The organism is Desulfosarcina cetonica JCM 12296 (assembly GCF_001311845.1).
GTDB lineage: Bacteria > Desulfobacterota > Desulfobacteria > Desulfobacterales > Desulfosarcinaceae > Desulfosarcina > Desulfosarcina cetonica.
This window is the reverse complement of record NZ_BBCC01000001.1, coordinates 1-19,101: the sequence shown is the minus strand read 5'-3', so window position 1 is coordinate 19,101 and position 19,101 is coordinate 1. Positions and strand designations below refer to the sequence as shown.

The 19,101-nt window shown below is 54.9% G+C and carries 12 protein-coding genes, 1 tRNA gene and 5 pseudogenes; 6 read left to right on the top strand and 12 right to left on the bottom strand.

From position 1 onward, the window contains the following. Positions 1–81: 81 nt before the first annotated feature. From fabF to rpmF, 6 genes and pseudogenes are all read right to left on the bottom strand, one after another. Positions 82–1,347 (bottom strand): beta-ketoacyl-ACP synthase II, encoded by a 1,266-nt coding sequence (gene fabF / locus JCM12296_RS00090; RefSeq protein WP_054688641.1) that lies wholly within the window; start codon positions 1,345–1,347, stop codon positions 82–84. Positions 1,348–1,381: 34 nt separating this feature from the next. After that, positions 1,382–1,609, bottom strand: coding sequence for an acyl carrier protein (acpP, locus tag JCM12296_RS00085; RefSeq protein WP_054688639.1), 228 nt, complete (start codon positions 1,607–1,609; stop codon positions 1,382–1,384). 156 nt (positions 1,610–1,765) lie between these two features. Next, entirely contained in the window at positions 1,766–2,512 is a 747-nt protein-coding gene (fabG, locus tag JCM12296_RS00080; protein ID WP_054688637.1) for a 3-oxoacyl-[acyl-carrier-protein] reductase, read from the bottom strand. Continuing rightward, on the bottom strand, positions 2,509–3,048 hold the full coding sequence (locus JCM12296_RS39540; protein ID WP_083455657.1) for an acyl-CoA dehydrogenase family protein: 540 nt from the start codon (positions 3,046–3,048) through the stop codon (positions 2,509–2,511). The genes fabG and JCM12296_RS39540 overlap by 4 nt, the downstream gene beginning before the upstream one ends. A 3-nt stretch (positions 3,049–3,051) precedes the next feature. Then, positions 3,052–3,923: pseudogene (locus JCM12296_RS35580) on the bottom strand (acyl-CoA dehydrogenase family protein); the annotation flags it as partial. Positions 3,924–4,263: 340 nt separating this feature from the next. Next, positions 4,264–4,445, bottom strand: a pseudogene (gene rpmF, locus JCM12296_RS35575) (50S ribosomal protein L32). A gap of 404 nt (positions 4,446–4,849) precedes the next feature. Here rpmF and gltX point away from each other — a divergent pair. The 3 genes from gltX to JCM12296_RS00050 all read left to right on the top strand — a co-directional run bounded on the left by gltX (position 4,850) and on the right by JCM12296_RS00050 (position 8,401). Continuing rightward, positions 4,850–6,262 (top strand): glutamate--tRNA ligase, encoded by a 1,413-nt coding sequence (gltX, locus tag JCM12296_RS00060; RefSeq protein ID WP_054688631.1) that lies wholly within the window; start codon positions 4,850–4,852, stop codon positions 6,260–6,262. 73 nt (positions 6,263–6,335) lie between these two features. Beyond that, positions 6,336–6,409: transfer RNA gene (locus JCM12296_RS00055), tRNA-Gln, on the top strand. 690 nt (positions 6,410–7,099) lie between these two features. Further along, entirely contained in the window at positions 7,100–8,401 is a 1,302-nt protein-coding gene (locus tag JCM12296_RS00050) for a hypothetical protein (RefSeq protein WP_054688630.1), read from the top strand. 94 nt (positions 8,402–8,495) lie between these two features. Here JCM12296_RS00050 and JCM12296_RS00045 read toward each other — a convergent pair whose 3' ends face one another. The 4 genes and pseudogenes from JCM12296_RS00045 to gatB form a co-directional block, all read right to left on the bottom strand. Further along, the gene (locus JCM12296_RS00045; protein ID WP_157067259.1) at positions 8,496–9,215 is read right to left on the bottom strand and encodes a hypothetical protein; all 720 of its coding nucleotides are present in this window, start codon (positions 9,213–9,215) and stop codon (positions 8,496–8,498) included. A 38-nt stretch (positions 9,216–9,253) separates the two neighbouring features. Continuing rightward, on the bottom strand, positions 9,254–9,838 hold the full coding sequence (locus JCM12296_RS00040; RefSeq protein ID WP_054688627.1) for an FG-GAP repeat domain-containing protein: 585 nt from the start codon (positions 9,836–9,838) through the stop codon (positions 9,254–9,256). After that, a complete protein-coding gene (locus JCM12296_RS00035; protein ID WP_054688625.1) occupies positions 9,799–10,965 on the bottom strand; it encodes an FG-GAP repeat domain-containing protein in 1,167 nt (388 codons plus the stop codon). Before JCM12296_RS00035 ends, JCM12296_RS00040 begins: the two co-directional genes overlap by 40 nt. A 109-nt stretch (positions 10,966–11,074) precedes the next feature. Next, positions 11,075–12,441, bottom strand: a pseudogene (gatB, locus tag JCM12296_RS00030) (Asp-tRNA(Asn)/Glu-tRNA(Gln) amidotransferase subunit GatB). A gap of 343 nt (positions 12,442–12,784) precedes the next feature. Between gatB and JCM12296_RS00025 the strand changes: the two are divergent. Further along, a complete protein-coding gene (locus JCM12296_RS00025; RefSeq protein WP_054688623.1) occupies positions 12,785–13,561 on the top strand; it encodes an enoyl-CoA hydratase/isomerase family protein in 777 nt (258 codons plus the stop codon). 80 nt (positions 13,562–13,641) lie between these two features. Here the strand turns inward: JCM12296_RS00025 and JCM12296_RS00020 are convergent, their stop codons facing one another. Then, on the bottom strand, positions 13,642–13,929 hold the full coding sequence (locus JCM12296_RS00020) for a hypothetical protein (RefSeq protein ID WP_157067258.1): 288 nt from the start codon (positions 13,927–13,929) through the stop codon (positions 13,642–13,644). Positions 13,930–14,439: 510 nt separating this feature from the next. On the opposite strand from JCM12296_RS00020, the pseudogene dnaK reads away from it, so the two are divergent. Further along, a pseudogene (gene dnaK / locus JCM12296_RS00015) lies at positions 14,440–16,355 on the top strand (molecular chaperone DnaK). Between the two features lie 114 nt (positions 16,356–16,469). Here dnaK and JCM12296_RS00010 read toward each other — a convergent pair. Then, positions 16,470–17,819, bottom strand: a complete 1,350-nt coding sequence (locus JCM12296_RS00010; RefSeq protein ID WP_054688617.1) for a sigma-54 interaction domain-containing protein — start codon at positions 17,817–17,819, stop codon at positions 16,470–16,472. A 650-nt stretch (positions 17,820–18,469) separates the two neighbouring features. Between JCM12296_RS00010 and JCM12296_RS00005 the strand changes: the two are divergent. Then, positions 18,470–19,101 (top strand): annotated as a pseudogene (locus JCM12296_RS00005) (FAD-dependent oxidoreductase); the annotation flags it as partial.

Here is a 19,101-nt window from a genome sequence, read left to right as displayed (position 1 = left end):
TGGGAACGAAAAAAGGCAGCGGAATGAATCCACTGCCCTAAAAATTCAACGGGGTTCGTTGCGGATATCGATACCACCCCATCAGGACGGATAACGCTTGACCACCAAGCTGGCATTGGTGCCACCGAAACCGAAGGAGTTGGACATGGCGTAGGTCAACTCGGCCTTGCGGGCCACCTTGGGTACATAATCCAGATCGCATTCGTCATCGGGATTGTCCAGGTTGATCGTCGGCGGAATGATGCCGTTTTTTACGGCCAGCACGGTAAAGGCGGTCTCGATGCCGCCGGCTCCGCCTAAAAGGTGGCCGGTCATCGACTTGGTGGACGAGATCGGCACCTGGGGCGCAAAATCGCCAAACACCTTTTTAATGGCCCGGGTTTCGTAAAGGTCGTTGAGCGGCGTGGAGGTGCCGTGGGCATTGATGTAGTCGATCATTTCACAGGAAATGCCGGCGTTGTCGATGGCCGCCTGCATGCAGCGGATCATGCCGTCCCCATCCGGGCTGGGGGAGGTCATATGATAGCCGTCGCCACTCTGGCCGTATCCCACCATTTCCGCCAGGATCGTGGCACCGCGCGCCAGGGCGTGCTCCAATTCCTCGATGACCAGCATGCCGGCGCCCTCACCGACGACGAAGCCATCCCGGCCGCGATCAAAAGGCCGCGATGCCCGCTGAGGATCGTCGTTGCGCGTGGAGAGGGCTTTCATGGCATTGAAGCCGGCGATGCAGGTGGGCGTGATGACCGACTCCACGCCACCGGTGATCATCGCATCGGCTTGGCCGCGACGGATGGTGTTGCAGGCATCGCCGACGGCGTGGGAACCCGCGGCACAGGCCGTGGCCACGGAGATATTGGGCCCTTTGGCGCCCAGGTGAATGGAGATCATGCCCGGTGCCATGTTGCCGATCATCATGGGGATGAAAAACGGCGTGACGCGTTTCGGCCCCTTGTCCTGAATGGTGCGGGCGGTTACCTCGAGAATCTCCAGTCCCCCCAGACCACATCCGGTGATGACACCCACGCGATGCCCGTTGCTTTCATCAATGGCCAAGCGCGCGTTTTCGACAGCCATGCGGGCCGCAGCCACGGCATAGGCGATGAATTTTTCGGTCCGTTTGGCCTCTTTCTTGGGGAGAAAGTCTTCCGGATTAAAATCCTTTACTTCTGCCGCGATTTTCGTGGCGAACGCGCTTGTATCAAAACGCGTGATTTCACCAATCCCGGAGCGACCTTCACAAAGGGCCGACCAGGTGTTTTCGACGCCAATGCCGAGTGGGGTAACAAGACCCAAACCAGTAACAACAACCCGTCTATTCAACGATTCCTTCCCTTTCTGGAACATAGTTTGGTGATCGATGGGAAAAGCGCGGTGCTGCTCAATGATTTTTGATATAGTCGAAGGCGTCTTTGACGGTTACCATCTTTTCGGCGTCTTCATCGGAAATATCCACGTCAAATTCTTCCTCCATGGACATGATCAGTTCGACCAGATCCAGACTGTCGGCGCCAAGGTCGTCGACAAAGGAGGCTTCGGGGACGACTTCGGAAATATCCACGCTCAGTTTCTCGGCAATGATTTTTTTGACTTTATCTTCTACAGACATGATGATCTCCTTTCAATGGATGGACGCTGGCCAGGGACGGCCGACGCCGGATGATGACGATACAGGTTCAAGATATTGCACGGGGGACAGGCACCCCCCAGGCATCCCCCGGGATGTTTCTCACGGGATGCTTGAATACCGCTTAACGCAGGTGCTTTACATATACATCCCGCCACTGACATGGATCACCTGACCGGTAATGTAGTCGGCGGCGGAAGAGGCGAGAAACGCGACGGTGCCGGCCACATCTTCAGGGGTACCGATGCGCGCCAGCGGAATCTGGCCGATCATGGCGTCCTTGGCCTTGTCGGCCAGATCATTGGTCATGTCCGTGTTGATGTAACCGGGTGCCACGGCGTTGACCGTGATATTGCGGCTGGCCAGTTCCTTGGCCACGGCTTTGGTCAGGCCGATGATTCCCGCCTTGGCAGCCACGTAGTTGGCTTGGCCGGGGTTTCCGGCGGCACCCACCACGGAGGTGATGTTGATGATGCGACCATAGCGCTGCTTCATCATCGGCTTGGCAACGGCCTTCATGCAATTGAAGGCACCTTTCAGGTTAATGTCGACAACGGCGTCCCAGTCGCTCTCCTTCATGCGTACCAGCAGCCCATCACGGGTGATGCCGGCATTATTGACCAGAATGTCGATTCGTCCGGCTTCTTTAACGATCCCGCCGAGCCAGGCGTTGACGGCATCCGGCGTGGCCACATCCACCGGCTGGGAAAAGGCCTTCCCACCGGCGGCCTGGATCGCCTCGGTGGTGGCTTTGGCTGCTTCGGCATTGCTGCTGTAGTTGAAATAGACCACGGTTCCCGGTGCACTCAGGGCTGTGCAGATGGCCCGTCCGATGCCGCGGGATCCGCCGGTGACGACAACGACACGGTCGGCTGTATCCGTCATGCGGTCCTCTCGAAAATGTGATCGGCGATGCGGTCCATATCGTCGATGATGCCCCGGCAACCGTTCTCCAGGGCGGCCAGGTTCAGCGCGGCCACGAATTCATCGGCAACGGTGGTATCGATCGTCTGACAGCCCAGCACGATCAGGCGCGCTTTGTCGGCGATCAGCTTGGCGCAGGTGGCGGAAAATACGCGTGCCGCCGCCAGCGTTACATCGTCGGCTTGGTCTGCGGCCATGCGCGACATGGCGTCGCCGACTTCCACGTGGGTCATCATATCGGCGAGAGCGAACATCACCTGTTGGTGACGGGTCAGTCGATTTTCATGGGCAAAATCGATGATCCGGTTCAGGGTCCGGGCACAGGCGGCCATGGCCAAGCAACCGGCTTGGTCATGATCCGCATGGCGGGCTTCTAAACCTTGAGCCATGTCTCCGTAATAGGCGCCCTTGGTTTTGCGCGATTTTTTCCAGCGGAAGGTGGAAATGATGTTCTGCTGAATTTCGCTGGTTCCCTCATAGATGCAGGTGATTTTCACATCACGCTTGATTTTTTCGACACCGAACTCACAGATGTAGCCATATCCGCCCAGGGCCTGGATGGCATCGTCGGCCGCCCGATTGGCAGATTCGGTGGTGAACAATTTGGCGATGGAGCTTCCACCTGGAGGTCGCCGTCTTCGCTGTCCAGTCGCCTGGCGACGGATTCGATATAGGCGGTTGCGGCTTTCAAGTTGACCCAATGGGGAACGATCAGTTTGTTGGTATAGCCCTTTTTCTCGGAGAGCGGGCCGCCGAACTGGATGCGCTCCTTGGCATAAGGAATGGCGATTCCCAGCGCCGCCTCCCCGGCACCCAGGGCCATGGCGGCAACCATCAGACGGGTATAGCCGAACACCTGGTTGGCCTGCTTGAGCCCTTTTCCAGGTGCGCCGCCAATGAGATTTTCCACCGGTACGACCACGTCGGTAAAGGTCAACGGCGAGGTGTTGGATGCGCGGATACCGTGCTTTTCCTCACCCTTGTGCTGCTCAAAGCCCGGGGTGCCTTTTTCCACCACGAAAAAACTGGGGCCTTCGGGCGTTTGGGCCAGGACGGTAACGAAATCGGCATACCCCCCCGTTGAAATGAACTGCTTGGAGCCGTTGATGCGGTAGCCGGTCACGGCGCCGCCGTCATCCGTGATGGGTTCGGCTTTGGTTTTAAAGGATGCCAGATTGCTGCCGGCCTCCGGTTCGGTGACGGCATACGCCACCAAGCTGTTGCCTTCGGCCACGGCGCCGAGCCATTTGGTCTTTTGTTCTTCCGTGCCCCCGACGATGATCGGGTCGGATCCCAGCTGAATGGCAAAAAAGGCCGTGCCCACGCCGAGACAGAGCTTGCAAACCTCCCGGGTGACAACATAGCAGTCCATGGCGCCGCCGCCCATACCGCCGTAGGCTCGGGGATGAACAACAGCTGAAGGCCAATCTCGGGGCTCAACATCTCCCGAATAACGGCTTCGGGAAAAATTTCGTCACGATCCCATTCCAAGACCGCTTTTGGGGTGAGCAGACGCTTGGACAGCTGATGGACGGTATCGACCACCATCTGCCGGGTCTCGTCGTCCAATCCCCCTCCCTCCGGGCGATGGGTTCCGATCTGGGTCATATTGGCGTTTCCTTATGCAGATGTCTTTCCGGCGGTTTCGCAAACGCTCGGTGCTGGGCCGGGCATGCGAAACCGTCTTTAGATGGATGGGTTTGGGACGCGTATCAATCCTCGTCGGGGGTGAGAGCGCTTTTGCCGTTGTACTCGCCACATTCGGGGCAGGCATGATGGGGGAGTTTGGCTTCACCGCACTGCGGACAGGTGCCGACAGCCGGTGCGTCGATTTTTTATGGGTGCGACGTTTATCCCGCTTTGACTTGGATGTCTTGTGCTTCGGTACGGCCATGAGTAATCTCCTAATATATTGAAATAATTATTTTTAATCCAGAATCCGCCATCTTTTGCAACGATCCCGGCTCTAGTAATTAAAAAGTGTGAGAATGTCAAGGCTTTTCCGGAGATTCTTGTTTTTCCTCCCTTGTTACGGCAGGTGGGATGTGCTATTGAGGTGGCCGACTGTGCCCGGGACCCATGCGATATTCAGGATAAGTCAACTGATTGCGCATGGTTATCCGTTTCGTTGGACTGCTGCTGAGGCGATCCGCAGAACGATGGAGATGACGGGTGTGTGGCGGGTGCTTGACCCGTTGTCGCTTTCCGCCATTACCATGGTCTTGCAGAATAACTTGAATTATGACTAGTAGTAATTCTCTGGTGTAAATCCAATGACTATCCTAAGGTAAGGTTGACATGGAAACCATTATTACCCGATTCCCGCCCAGCCCAACGGGCTATCTTCACGTGGGAGGTGCACGGACGGCGCTGTTCAACTGGTTGTATGCACGGCAGAACCATGGCAAGTTCGTCTTGCGCATCGAAGATACGGATACGGTGCGTTCAACCCAGGCATCGGTAGACGCTATTTTCGACGCCATGCGCTGGCTGGAATTGGATTGGGATGAAGGCCCCTATTTTCAGACCCAGCGTTTTGACATCTATCGGACGTATTTGCAGAAACTGCTCGATTCTGGGGATGCTTACTACTGCACCTGCTCGCCGGAAGATGTCGAGGCGATGCGCCAAAAGGCCATGGCCACCGGCGCGAAGCCCAAATACGACGGCCGTTGCCGGGAACGGGGACTGCCCCCCTCGCCAAATGCGGTGATTCGTTTTAAATCGCCGCTTTCGGGAACGACCGTGGTCGAGGATGTGATCAAGGGCAATATCGTTTTTCAAAACCGTGAGCAGGACGATTTTGTCATTTGTCGCAGCGACGGAACGCCCACCTATAACTTCGTGGTGGTGGTGGATGACATCACCATGGGCATCAACACCATCATCCGGGGTGACGACCATGTGATGAATACGCCCAAACAGATCCTCTTATATAAGGCGTTGAAGGCACCGCTGCCTGTTTTCGGTCATGTTCCCATGGTCCTGGGCAAGGATAAGGCCCGTCTTTCCAAGCGCCACGGCGCCATGTCGGTGACGGCTTATCGGGACATGGGCTTTCTGCCGGATGCCTTCCTCAACTACCTGGCACGGTTGGGGTGGTCGCATGGCGATCAGGAGTTCTTCACCCGTCAAGAGCTGATCGAGAAATTCTCCCTGAAGAATATCGGTCGGTCGCCGGGCGTCTTCGATGTGGATAAACTGACCGCCCTCAACGCCGACCATATTCGGGCCACCCCCGTCGGGCAGCTGGCACCGCGGGTGCTGCCTTTCATGAGGCAGAAGGGTTACGATGCGGCCGATGACGCTTATCTGGTCGGGGTGATCGGCACCCTGCACGCCCGCAGCAAAACATTGGTGGAGATGGCCGACGGCGCCCATTTCTACTATCGGGAGGATGTGCGGCCCTATGACGAAAAGGCGGCCCGGAAATTTTTGAAGCCAGCGGTGGCACCCGTATTGACCATGCTTGCCGAGGCATTGGAAGCCCTTCCGGATCTGGCTGAAAAGACGCAAGAGGCGGCGTTTAAGCAAGTGATGGAGAAGGCCGGTCTGGGGTTCGGCAAAATCGCCCAGCCGGTGCGGGTGGCGCTGACCGGAACTTCCGTCAGTCCGGGGATTTTCGAAATGATCGCGGTATTGGGTAAGGCGCGGGTGTTGGCCCGGCTCAAAGCCGCCGGGGAATATATTCAATCGCTTGAATCCACCTGAGCTTCCATCGATAATGGCGAATTGGGGCTTGACTCGCCTGTCGCTTTTGTGTAAACGGGCACCTACCAGTTGCTGGGGGATCGTCTAATGGTAGGACAGCGGACTCTGACTCCGTCAATCAAGGTTCGAATCCTTGTCCCTCAGCCAAATTCGTCAGCAGAGGCTTCCGACAGACGCGGAAGCCTTTTTTATGCATTCATCGTGGCGGCTGGCCAAATGACGTGAATTGAGAAAAAGGTCCGTGAGCGTCTGAATTTTCAAAGATTGGATCTTTTGCTTGCGTAGAGCTTAATTCCCCACCGCCTGAATGCGTTAATGTCGATAATTTAGATGGTTAAAGCAAAACTACCATATTTGCCCGCCGAGTCGCTAAAATTTCCTCAATATAGTGGTCTGGCTTTTCATGTTTCGGCACAGGGCCTTTAGGGTAGAGCGTTTGGGCTGATTTAAGTTTACTGAAAATGCTTGACACGCTGATGGGCCGTTGATAAAAATCGCCATAATTCATTATGGTGATATGCGCATACTGGTTTATCGATAATTTTTCGGTAGGGTTACGCGTCACCAAGCTGTTCTTGAAAAAGTCTGATACACCGCTTCACGATGGTTTTTAACGCTTCGGGGATTGACCCTTCACGCGAAGGCCTGAGGCTTTAAAATAAATCCGATCCGAGAGGAGGTGATAGGGGGTACGCCATCGCGTATTCGATTTGCAGTTTCAGTTCGTTAATTATTGGGTTGCAGTAAAGCATTATTAGGTTGCAGTAAACTAAAGATCTACGATGACAATTATTAGGTTGCAGTAAACTTAGGTTAACGCGTTAAGGAGGAAGTAAAATGAAAAAATTGATTGGTGTGGCTTTGGCCACCTTGTTCGTCGCCGGCATCATCGCCAATGTCGCCATGGCTGACGATCGTGTGCAGCTGAACGGTGAAATGCGGGTGCGGTACTGGAATACAAATACTCTCCGGTTTTCTGAAGATGGTGCCGTCAATGATAACGAGGAAAGCTGGTTCAATCAGCGTCTGCGCGTGGGTACCACCATCAACGTGGCCGACGGCGTGAAAGTCGTTTCCCGCATGGATTTTGCCGAAGGTGACTGGGGGTATACAGCCGACAACAGCTCGCATTGGCCGGAAGACCAAGAGATCCAGGTTGACCGGGCCTACCTTCAGGTTGACAAGGGCATGATTGGTGTCACCGCCGGTCAGCAGCTGATCACCCTGGGCAATGCCATTGCCTACGATAACAACGGTACCGGCATTAAATTGGACATCAAAACCCCCGTTCTGATCACCCTGGGCTACACCAAAGAATCCGAACGGGATAGCAGAGAAGATTATAACGACTCTACCAATGGTTACACGGCGGACATTGATACATACCTGATCCAACTGGGTTACGCCGCCGACATGTTCTCGGTGAAGGGTTTCTATGCCGCCGCCAAAGACGGCCTTGACGAGGGTTTCGAGCCCCATGTGTTCGGCCTGCAGGGTACCTTTGTCTCCGGTATCATCAGCGTCAACGCCGAGTTGAATGTTTTTGGTGGCGATATCAGCGGCGTCGATGTCATGGGGACCCAGTTCTGGGGCAATGTGGAAGCCGCCGTGATGGATAGCCTGACGATCGGCGTGGACCTGATCTGGTCTGACGGCAATGACACCGATGACGAAATGAAAATTACCGCGCTGAATGACTGGACCGACTGGAGCATCATGGACCGCGGGCCTTACGTCAATGATATCATTCCTGGTGGTGCTTCCGATGCTATGGACCCCGTACCTTTCGGCTCCATTCCGACTGCTGTTGCCGATTATATTGCTGACGACCTTGGTATCGACACGTTTAGTGCTGAATACGGTGCCCAGGAAGGTGCTATCGGTGGTGGTCTTTACGCCATTTTCACCCCGATGGAAGGCCTGAACCTTCAGGCCGAAATCATGTATCTCTCGGCTGAAAACGACGATACTTATGACCTTTGGAACAATGCCCAGGTTTACAGCCTGGCCGCCCAGTGGTTCTTCGCTCCCAACACCTCCCTGAGCGCGCAGTACCACAAGACCGTGTGGGACAGCGATTACGATGAACTGGATGATTCTTCCGATGTTATTGTCGGCCAACTTGCGGTTAATTTCTAATCGCTTGTCGTTCCCGATAGCCTAATCCGCACAATCAAGGCCCGCCGCAAGGCGGGCCTTTTGTTGTTTGTGCGCCACTCACACGCAACTTGCGCTAATCACGATCATGTATTCTGATGCGTGTTCCAAAGGGCAGAATCGGCTGTGGGGCGGCCAGGTAGACCTGGTTGTTTCCGGTCCGTTTGACCAGGGGATGTTCGAAGACCGAATACCAGACACCGACCAAAGCGCCATCCGAAGCGAAAATGCGTGCCCCATTGGGCGTGGTTTTGTATTCTGCATCCGGGACGAATTTGATGGTGTCGATAATGGCTTGCAGCGATGCGGGAGATACTTTCATAGCATGCCAATGGGGTGATTCCAGGGTATAGTCAGGGTTGATGGCCACAATGGCATTGGGTTTGAGTTGTGGCCCCCCATAGTAATACCGGTAGCCTGGCAGTATTTCGCCCGTCTCAAACTGGCGGGAAACATCGTTGCTATTACTAAAATAAGCTGTTGACCCCGCACAGGAAACGACGATCATCAGCAGCAGTCCCCATGCAACACCCGTCAGCACGTTCGTAAAACGATGTCCATTTTTTGCATTCTTGCAACTTGTTTTCATGTCGACTCCTTGCGTTCGTTGTCTAATTGAATGGTTAAAGATGGTAGCCATTGGCGCTTCGTTTGATGTCGTCGATAAATGAGCCAAACAGCAAGCAAGCGTTACAGGCTTGGCGATACGGCTGCTTTTTAAAAGGGGGGATTTGTTGAGGCACGGAAGCGGCGTGAAAGGCTTTAATCCATTTTCCGGGGCATTGTCGGCGAGCATCCGAAAATACCCCGGAAAAGGAAATTAGGGGGTGCGTTTTACTCCTTTTTCAATTCATAGGCGATGACAACACTTTCCGCATCGGTAAACGAAACCCGGCCCTCCTTGCGGACCACGGCGGCGACGAGTTCAGTCGCACCATCGTTATCGAAATCCCCGATAAAATAGTCGGTGACGCGACCTGATATCTCATTGGTTTTCCAGTTTTCGGTCATGCCCATGCCATTCCAGGAAAAGGAACCCAGCCGACTGTTGTTGTAAACACGCTGATTTTTTAGGAGACGATTGGACATTTCATTATTGGTGGCCACGATCAATTCAGATTTTCCATCATCATTAAGATCGGCGGTACGCAGGCGCATGGCAAAGAAGTAAGTATCTTTGCTTCTATTGGGATCCTCCTTGGCGGGAAACTGATAGTAACTCAGGCTGCCTCCATGGGCATCGTTACTCTTCCATTCGACATCCCCATCCGGTCTGAAAATAATGATCCGATCAAAAGCGGTGTAGCCGACCACGCTGGTTTGGTTTTCGCCAAGCAAGTTGCCGGCAGTGACCCCGAGAATGTTGGCCTTGCCGCCGGTCAGAAAGACGGTTCCGGGAGCATAGGTTTTACCATCCAACTCATGCGGAAGATGGGCTGCGAAAGCAGGTTGCCATTTGACGGGGGTTCTTTCTGGCCAATCAGAAAATCCCCCTCTACGCCTGTTTTGACAATGCGAAAATGCCAGGGCAGATCGGTTGCGATTCGCTTGAATTCCGAGCCGTCATATTCGAGGATGAAAGAGTTGAAGGCATCCTTGCGTGGACTAATGGCGGATATGAATATCTCCGGATAGCCGTTGCCGTTGATATCGCCCACATCCACCCCCATGTATTGGTGGGTGTTGATCTTTTCCAAGTCGGCGATTTTAACCATGCGTTGATTTTGATTGCGGTAAATCAATATTTCGTCAACCGTTACAACGACGGTTTCCAGTTGCCCGTCTTTGTCAACGTCACCCATATCGATGCCGGTGATCACGGACTTAAACCGTTGGCTTCTCCAGAAGCTATCGGCGCTGCCGCCATAGGCCGGCGCGGTGGCAATGAACGCCGGATTGGGTGTTTGCGCGTAAGGCTGGCCCATAACCGGGTACTGCCCCTCACTCTGGATGCCGTTTTGCAACAGCTTTTCCGGATGCATTCTGGGATTATAGGCTTGGGGGCCGGTTTGTTGCGCCGTTCTGCCGGCTTGCGGGCTGGCCACTCCCGGCGACGGGGCCACCGCGCGCCCGAAAACCGTAGCATTGATGGTGGTGGCGAACTGGTTAATCTGGGGAATCACCTCACCCATACCACTTGTCTGCGCATAAAACGGCAGGGGGGCCTTTTGTCCGCTGACATCCACCATCTTCGCGTCGATGCTCACGCTTTCCCCGAAGACGGTCAGGCTGCCGAACAGCACATAATTGGCCTGCAGCTTGCCGCCGATTAAAAGGGCGCGGCTCTCTCCATCGAAACCGGATACGGATGACAGGGCGGTTTGGGTTTCTTTTTTATTGATGACCTCAACCTGGTCCGGCCAGGACAAGCGGGAGGCAAGCATGTCGAGAATGCCTTGCTGAAGAAAGGTGAGATCATTTTGCGCATGGACATCGAAAGGCAGGATGGCAACTCGCACCGGCGCGGCAATCGCCGGCGTTGCAAAAAAAAACAATAGGACGACGAATGTAAGGATCATATTGCGGTTCTGATTATTTTTTTTCAATGGGAACTCCTTGTTAAATGCCGGGCACGCATTTTGACTTTATCACGATTGCTGGATCAACGGTGGCGGGTAGAGTGAAATGTCGGTATGTTATGAAACCTGCCTCTGTTCAACCCAGTTTCTTTCTCAAAATTTCATTTACCACTTTCGGGTTGGCCTTGCCTTTGGTGACCTTCATGACCTGACCGACAAAAAGCCCATCAGTTTCTTCTGGCCGCCGCGATATCGCTCAACCTCATCCGGATTTTCGGCGATGATTGCATCGATGATGGGGTCGATGGTAGAGGTGTCGGAGACCTGCACGAGTCCCTTCTCCTCGACGATGGCCTTGGCTGGTTTGCCGGTATCGGCCATGGCCTCGAAAACGGTTTTGGCGATTTTGCCGCTGATGACGTCACTGCCGATAAGCTTGAGCAATCCGGCGAGATTCTCGGGGGTGATGGGTGAATGCTCAATCTCAAGGCCCCGGGCGTTGAGCAGGCCCAAGAGATCGCCCATAATCCAGTTGGCCACGGTTTTGGGCTGATCAAAGCAAGCCCGGCAGGCTTCAAAGTAATCGGAAAGTTCGCGGCTGGCCGTCAGGACCTGGGCATCGGCCGCCGGCAGTTCGAAATCCGTCATGTAGCGTGCCTTGCGCTGGGCCGGCAGTTCGGGCATGTCACTTTGCATGCGTTCGATCCAGGCATCGTCGATGACCAGCGGTAGTAAATCGGGATCGGGGAAATAGCGGTAATCGTGGGCATCCTCCTTGCCTCGCATGGATACCGTCTGCCCCTTGTCCGGCTGCCACAGACGGGTTTCTTGGACGACCTGCCCGCCATCGAGCAGAATTTCCTTCTGGCGAGCGATTTCATAATGCAAGGCTTTTTCCACATGCTTGAAGGAATTTAAATTTTTAATCTCGGTGCGGGTGCCGAAGACGGAAGATTCCTCTGGCATGATGGAAACGTTGGCGTCGCAGCGGAAACTGCCCTCCTCCATATTGCCGTCGCTGATCTCCAGGTAGCGCAGAATGGCTCTGAGCTGGCGCAGATATTCGCCGGCGGCCTCGGGGCTGCGGATATCCGGCTCGCTGACGATTTCCATCAGGGGGGTGCCGGTCCGATTGAGGTCGACACGGCTGATGGGACGATCCGGATCGTGGACCAACTTGCCGGCATCCTCTTCCATGTGGATGCGGGTGATGCCGATGCGCAGGGTTTGGCCGTCAACATCGATATCCAAATGCCCTCCCGTGGCGATGGGCAGCTCATATTGGGATATCTGATAGCCTTTGGGAAGGTCCGGATAGAAGTAGTTTTTACGGGCGAAACGGCTTTCCTTTTGTACATGGCAGCCGGTGGCCAGGGCCATCTTGATGGTATAGTCGACGACTTTCCGGTTCAGCACGGGCAGGGAGCCGGGCATGCCCAGACACACCGGGCAGGTGTGGGTATTGGGGGGCGCACCGAAGGCCGTTGAACAGCTGCAAAAAATTTTAGTGCGGGTTTCAGTTGCGCGTGAACTTCAAGGCCAATGACAGGGATAAATTTCATCGGATCTGTCCATATTGTTGACGAAGTCGTGATCGAGGGTAATACTTCCATAAGACCGCGTAGTGGCATGCAATACCACCAACAGCGAGGATTGTAAAGGATGCTGTGGCGCCGGTTCAAACGCTGCCTGCCATCGTTGGAAACAAGCGTTTCAATCGTTTTACGGGCTTTAGAGTTGTGCTATGCTCATTCATTGTCAGGCCGGATTCGACTGGTCTCCCCACAAGACGCCGACTGTCGCAGGCCAATCCACCCTATCGACCTTAACCCACAGGAGGAATGACATGGCTGAAAGCGTTATCGTTGAAACCCTGGAACATCACATCGGAGAAATTACCTTGAATCGGCCGGAGAGCCTCAATACCTTCACGCTGACGCTGGCTTCGGATTTGACCCAGGCGCTGATTCAGCTGGATGGTGATCCGGCGGTACGGGTCATCCTTATCAAGGGGGCGGGCAAGGCCTTTTGCGCGGGGATCGATGTGGGCGATTTTTTCGGTAAAAGCACCATGGCTTACCGGGAGTGGATCGAATGCATGGAGACCCCGCTGGTTACCATCAGCCGGATCAAGAAGCCCGTTATCGCCCAGGTGCATGGCGTTGCGGCGGCCAATGGGGCCGGCCTGGTGGCCGCCGCCGATTTGGCCATTGCCGACGAAACAGCCCGCATGGGGTTGACCGCCGTCAATGTCGGTTTGAATTGTGTGGGCCCGGTGATTCCGGTTTCCCGTTCGGTGGGGCGCAAACGCGCCATGGAATTGCTGCTCTATGGTGAATTGATCAAGGCACCGGACGCACTTGAGATGGGGTTGATCAACAAGGTGGTGCCAACTGCCGATCTGGAGATGGAAGCTCGGCGCTGGGCCGGTGTGCTGGCCGCCAAAAGTCCACTGGCCGTTCAGATTGCCAAATCCGCGTTTTATGCCGCCGCCGATCTGGATTACGACAAGGCCTTTACCTATATGAATGAGGCGTTTGCCCGGCTTTGTTCCACCGATGATGCCAGGGAAGGGGTGTCCGCATTTCTTGAAAAACGCAAGCCGACTTGGAAAGGTCAGTAGGCTGACGCCTACCCAGAAAGTGTAAAACGATGCGACCTGCCAGGTCGACTGTCATTTCGTGGCCGGCTTGGCAGGCACTTTTAGCGACAATATATCTCGGCGCCGGCAACACGGACCTGGAGGCTTTGATTACCATTGTATTCAACGCTGACTTCGCAGGGTGGTTTGCCGAAAGTGGCGTTGATCAGTTCGTATCGGCCGTGACTGCATCGCGGGGAGCCAATGATGCGGTTGTCGCCTGCGGTCGTCGGAAGAACGAGCAGAATTTCCCCCTCCTTGCTGCAAGTGCCGCTGATTCGCAGCTGGCCGCCGGCGTATTCACTGGTTTCGATGGTAATATGCGATGGTGCCGAGGCTCTCTCGGGCATTGTCTTCGTGAAGTCGAGCCATTGATTATTCTGGTCATCACATCCCGCCACCACGGCCACGAGAACGATTAGACAGATAGAGATTATTGATCTTTTCATCATATCCTTATGGATAGAAGCGTTGTTTCGAATTTTTTCCGATTGTTGCCGTGACTTTTAGATACTGTCTATTGTCGGCCGAACAGCGGATGACTTGATTGGCCGCGGTCCTGCCATTTCCCGTCAGAATGAATTAGCAAGTATGGTACCATTCATGCCCATGGCCTTGATAAGGCCTACAATGGGGCTGAATCGCCGTTCGGCATGTTCCCGGGGCGCAGGCAATGACGCATCTTGTCAATCCGGATGACAAAAAATGGTTGTGCGGATGGGTTTATTCCATTATTCTTAAAAAAATAAATAAAAAGTAATGTAATTTTTTTGACATAATTCATTTGTGATTTAGCTTTTCCTCAGAAAACAAAAACAGGGTTCCCGCATTGGGTACTATCCATCAGGAGGAAAAGACAAATGAGTAAAATTATCGGAATCGATCTTGGAACAACCAATTCATGTGTGGCCATTATGGAAAGCGGTGATTCAAAGGTGATCACCAATGCCGATGGTGGGCGCACGACTCCGTCGATGATCGCCATTACCGGCAGCGGCGAACGGCTGGTCGGCCAGATTGCCAAGCGCCAGGCAGTTACCAATCCGCAAAATACGGTGTTTGGCGTCAAACGGTTGATCGGCCGGAAGTACAGCTCGACCGAGGTCACCAACGACCGCAAGAATCTACCCTACGAGATCAGCCAAGCGGAGAATGGCGATGTGCGCATCAGCCTGAACGGACGTCAGTACAGCCCGGCCGAAATTTCCTCCTTTATTTTGGCGGATCTCAAGAAATCGGCCGAAGCCTATGTGGGCGAGCCGATCACCGACGCGGTGATTACCGTTCCGGCCTATTTCAACGACAGCCAGCGTCAAGCCACCAAAGACGCCGGCAAGATTGCCGGTTTGAATGTCAAACGCATTATCAATGAGCCCACGGCGGCATCCCTGGCATACGGTCTGGACAAAAAGAAGGAGGAGAAAATCGCCGTGTTCGACCTGGGGGGCGGGACCTTTGATATTTCCATTCTGGAGATCGGCGAAGGCGTTTTTGAAGTCAAGGCCACCAACGGCGATACTCACCTCGGCGGTGAGGATTTCGACCTGCGGTTGATCGACTACCTTGCCGATGAATTCAAACGGGAGCAGGGGATTGATCTGCGTGGCGACAAGATGGCCCTTCAACGTCTCAAGGAGGCGGCCGAGAAGGCCAAGATGGAACTTTCCAGCGCCATGGAAACGGATATCAATCTGCCCTTCATCACGGCTGACGCCAGCGGACCCAAGCACCTGAACGTTAAAGTGACGCGTGCCAAATTGGAATCTTTGGTCAGCAACCTATTGGATCGCCTGGAGGCGCCTTGCCGCACCGCTTTGAAAGATGCCGGCTTGACCGGCAGCAATATCGATGAAGTCATTCTGGTGGGCGGCATGACCCGTATGCCGGCGGTTCAGCAGCGAGTGAAGACGATTTTCGGCAAGGATCCTCACAAAGGGGTCAATCCCGATGAAGTCGTCGCCATGGGCGCCGCCATTCAGGGGGCTGTTTTGGAAGGGGATGTCAGTGATGTTCTGCTGCTCGATGTGACCCCGCTTTCCCTAGGTATCGAAACCCTGGTGGAGTGATGACCAAGCTGATTCAGAAGAATACCACCATTCCCACGCGGCAAAGCCAGGTCTTTTCCACGGCCGAGGACAGCCAGCCGGCGGTGACCGTGCACGTGCTTCAGGGGGAAAGGGAGATGGCTGCGGACAACAAGACCCTGGGGCGCTTCGAACTGACCGGCATCCCGCCGGCGCCGCGCGGAACCCCCCAGATCGAGGTGACCTTCGACATCGATGCCAATGGCATCGTGGAGGTCTCGGCCAAAGACAAGGCCACCGGCAAGGCCCAGAGCATCCGTATTACCACCTCCTCGGGTCTCTCCAAGGAGGAGATCGATCGGTTGATCAGGGATGCGGAGCAGCATGTCGATGACGACAAACGCAAGAAGGAACTGGTGGAGGCCAAGAACAGCGCGGATGCGCTGATCCACGCCACCGAGAAGTCCCTGAGCGAGATGGGCGCCAGTATTGAGGGTGGCGTGCGCATGGAGATCGACGATGCGATTCGTAATCTGAAGGAAGCCCTCAAGAGCGAGGATACCGAGCGAATTCGTACATTGACCGACGTGCTTACACGGGCTTCGCATAAATTGGCCGAGTCCATGTACCGTCAGCAGGCCGGCCCCCAGGGCAGCGGGCCGTCGGCCGGACAGGGCGGCGGTGGCCAGCCCCATGCCAATACCGCAAAGGATGATGACGTGGTCGATGCCGAGTTCCAGGAAGTCGCCTAATCGGCAAGACCGAAAGGCGCGTTGAGCGCCAAGTGATGAAAAGCCGGGCATTTGCCCGGCTTTTTTATTTTGGTGGGGGCGCCTCAAAGCGGCACCGATCGTCTGCCATGATCGTCAGTCGTCGGACAGTTCTTCGGGATGATCGGCTAAAAAGCGGTACAGCGTAGCGCGGCCCACGCCCAACGCCTTGGCGGCCCGGGCCTTGTTGCCACCCGTTTTGGCCAGGGCGGCCGTCACGGCTTCCGTATCCAGTTTGCGCACCGGACCGCGTTTGGGCTTTTCAGCAATGAAACCTTTGAGTTCCAGCGGTAAATCCTCGGGATGGATGACCTTTCCCTGACAGCGCACGATGGCGAACTGAACCGCATTTTGAAGTTCGCGGACATTTCCCGGCCAGCTATAGTCCATGAGAAGATTGAGGGCTTCCTTGGAAATCCGTGCCGGCCGCTGGCCGCCGATCACCGGTGCCTTGGAGAGAAAGTGATCCACCAGCAGCGGAATGTCGGTGCGCCGTTCGCGAATCGGCGGGATGTGGATCGGGATCACGTTGAGCCGGTAGAAGAGATCTTCGCGGAACCTTCCCCTTTTAACCTCTTTCTTGAGATCTTTGTTGGTGGCACTGACCACGCGGACATCCACCGAAACGGTTTTCTCGCCACCCACCTTCACGAAATTGCCCTCCTGCAAAAAACGCAATAACTTGACTTGCAGGACCTTGGGCAGCTCGGCGATCTCATCCAGAAAAATGGTGCCTTTGTGGGCCAGTTCGAAGCGCCCCTTTTTGTCGCGGATGGCGCCGGAGAAAGCGCCCTTGACGTGGCCGAACAACTCGCTTTCGATCAGACCCTCGGGCAATGCACCGCAGTTGATGGGAACAAACGGATTGCCGGCGCGCAAACTCTCGTTGTGGATGGCATTGGCCACCAGCTCCTTGCCGGTGCCGGTCTCGCCGAAGATATGCACGGGGTAGTCGTATCCGGCAACATCCTTGATCTGACGAAAGACTTCCACCATTTTGCTGTCGCAGCCGATGATGTTGGAAAAACCGGTCATTTCCCTGGCTTTGACCCTCAATTCAAAAAGATCGGTCACATCCCGAAAAGTGGCCAAAACGCCGAACTCGTGATCGTGTTCGTCGCGCATCATGGTGACCATCATCTCCAGACGGCGCATCTCGCCTTTGCGGGTGATGATATTGATCGGGTATTCGGCCTTGTCTACGAAAATGGGCTGCTTGCCACAGAACGAACATCGGCTACCGCAGAAAGGACCGCCCATGGCTTCGTGGCAGTCTTTGCCGATCACCTCCTCACGATGATATCCGGTGATCTCTTCGGCTTTCTTGTTAAAAAAGAAAATCCTCCGGTCAAGATCGTGGGCGATGATCCCATCCTTCAAATTGTCCAGAATACGTTCGAGGTTAAGCCGATTGGAGAAAATATTATCGATACTCAGGGCCTTCATTTTCGCTCTAAATTCGGTTGAAGGGTGGGGATGCCGGATGCCGAGATGGAGCCCGCTTGTGATCGGGTAACCTCTGATAAGCGAACGTAAGATAACACCGTTAACCGAAATATTCAACCTGAATAGGGCGATCGCAAAAGGATCGGAATCCAATCCGGTTTATCGTGATAATCGGTTTGACCGAAGTCAGTTGCTTTCAAGAAAAGCCAACTTGATTTAATCGTCACCGTCTATGGCATCCATTAATAGTATAGATGGTTTTGTTTTGACATTGTTTCGAAGGATGGACTATATCTAAGCATTCCAATCCATAAATCTCACGATCCACGCATAGGCAGATGGCCATCATGACCCGTCAAATAGGCTTTACCTGAGAGACTTGTCGTTGGCTGCCCGGGATGGCAGGCTCACGGTAAAGCATCCAGTCGGAGGATTTTTGCCTGCATGGCGTTTCTCCACCGCTTCTTGCCGCATTCCAGTCAATTTTTAGGCCAATCGGCGTAATTCAGGTCTCTGTCGGCGCATCGCACGTCGGGACAAGGGGGTTCCACGCGTTATTGATACGGGACCCGTTCGGCGTTCCGCTTCATCAGCGGCGTGCACCTTTATGGTCTTATTTATGCGGTTCAAACACGATCAGGAGAGCGACAATGACAAAAAACGCCATTGGTTCCGTGTTGGTCGTTGGCGGGGGCATCGCAGGCATGCAGAGCGCCCTGGATCTGGCGAACTCGGGCTATTACGTTTACCTGCTTGAAAAATCGCCTGCCATCGGCGGCGTGATGGCCCAGTTGGACAAAACCTTTCCCACCAACGATTGCGCCATGTGTATCATGAGCCCCATCCTGGTGGAAGTCGGCCGGCATGTGAACATCGAGCTGATCACCTATGCGGATCTGGCGCGCATCGACGGCGGTCCGGGGAATTTCCGGGCGGTTGTCGACAAACGCGCCGGTTATATCGACACGGATCAATGTACCGGTTGCGGCGACTGTTCCCAGGCCTGCCCGGTAGAATTGCCCGATGCGTACAACCTGGGACTGATCAACCGCAAGGCCACTTACAAGCAGTACGCCCAAGCCATTCCCATCAACTACACCATCCAGAAGGCCGACAAGGCGCCCTGCCGCCTGGCCTGTCCGGCGGGGATCAACGTGCAGGGCTACGTGCAGATGGTCGGCCAGGGCAAATATGCCGAGGCCCTAAAAATCATCATGGACGAGCTGCCCCTGCCGGCGTGCTGGGCCGTATTTGCCCCCATGGCTGTGAGGACGCCTGCCGA

Bases quoted from the DNA above. Each gene is read 5' to 3' on its own strand.
- fabF (WP_054688641.1), bottom strand. From the start codon at position 1,347: ATGTTCCAGAAAGGGAAGGAATCGTTGAATAGACGGGTTGTTGTTACT.
- acpP (WP_054688639.1), bottom strand. From the start codon at position 1,609: ATGTCTGTAGAAGATAAAGTCAAAAAAATCATTGCCGAGAAACTGAGC.
- fabG (WP_054688637.1), bottom strand. From the start codon at position 2,512: ATGACGGATACAGCCGACCGTGTCGTTGTCGTCACCGGCGGATCCCGC.
- gltX (WP_054688631.1), top strand. From the start codon at position 4,850: ATGGAAACCATTATTACCCGATTCCCGCCCAGCCCAACGGGCTATCTT.
- JCM12296_RS00050 (WP_054688630.1), top strand. From the start codon at position 7,100: ATGAAAAAATTGATTGGTGTGGCTTTGGCCACCTTGTTCGTCGCCGGC.
- JCM12296_RS00045 (WP_157067259.1), bottom strand. From the start codon at position 9,215: ATGCTCGCCGACAATGCCCCGGAAAATGGATTAAAGCCTTTCACGCCG.
- JCM12296_RS00025 (WP_054688623.1), top strand. From the start codon at position 12,785: ATGGCTGAAAGCGTTATCGTTGAAACCCTGGAACATCACATCGGAGAA.
- JCM12296_RS00020 (WP_157067258.1), bottom strand. From the start codon at position 13,929: ATGCCCGAGAGAGCCTCGGCACCATCGCATATTACCATCGAAACCAGT.
- JCM12296_RS00010 (WP_054688617.1), bottom strand. From the start codon at position 17,819: ATGAAGGCCCTGAGTATCGATAATATTTTCTCCAATCGGCTTAACCTC.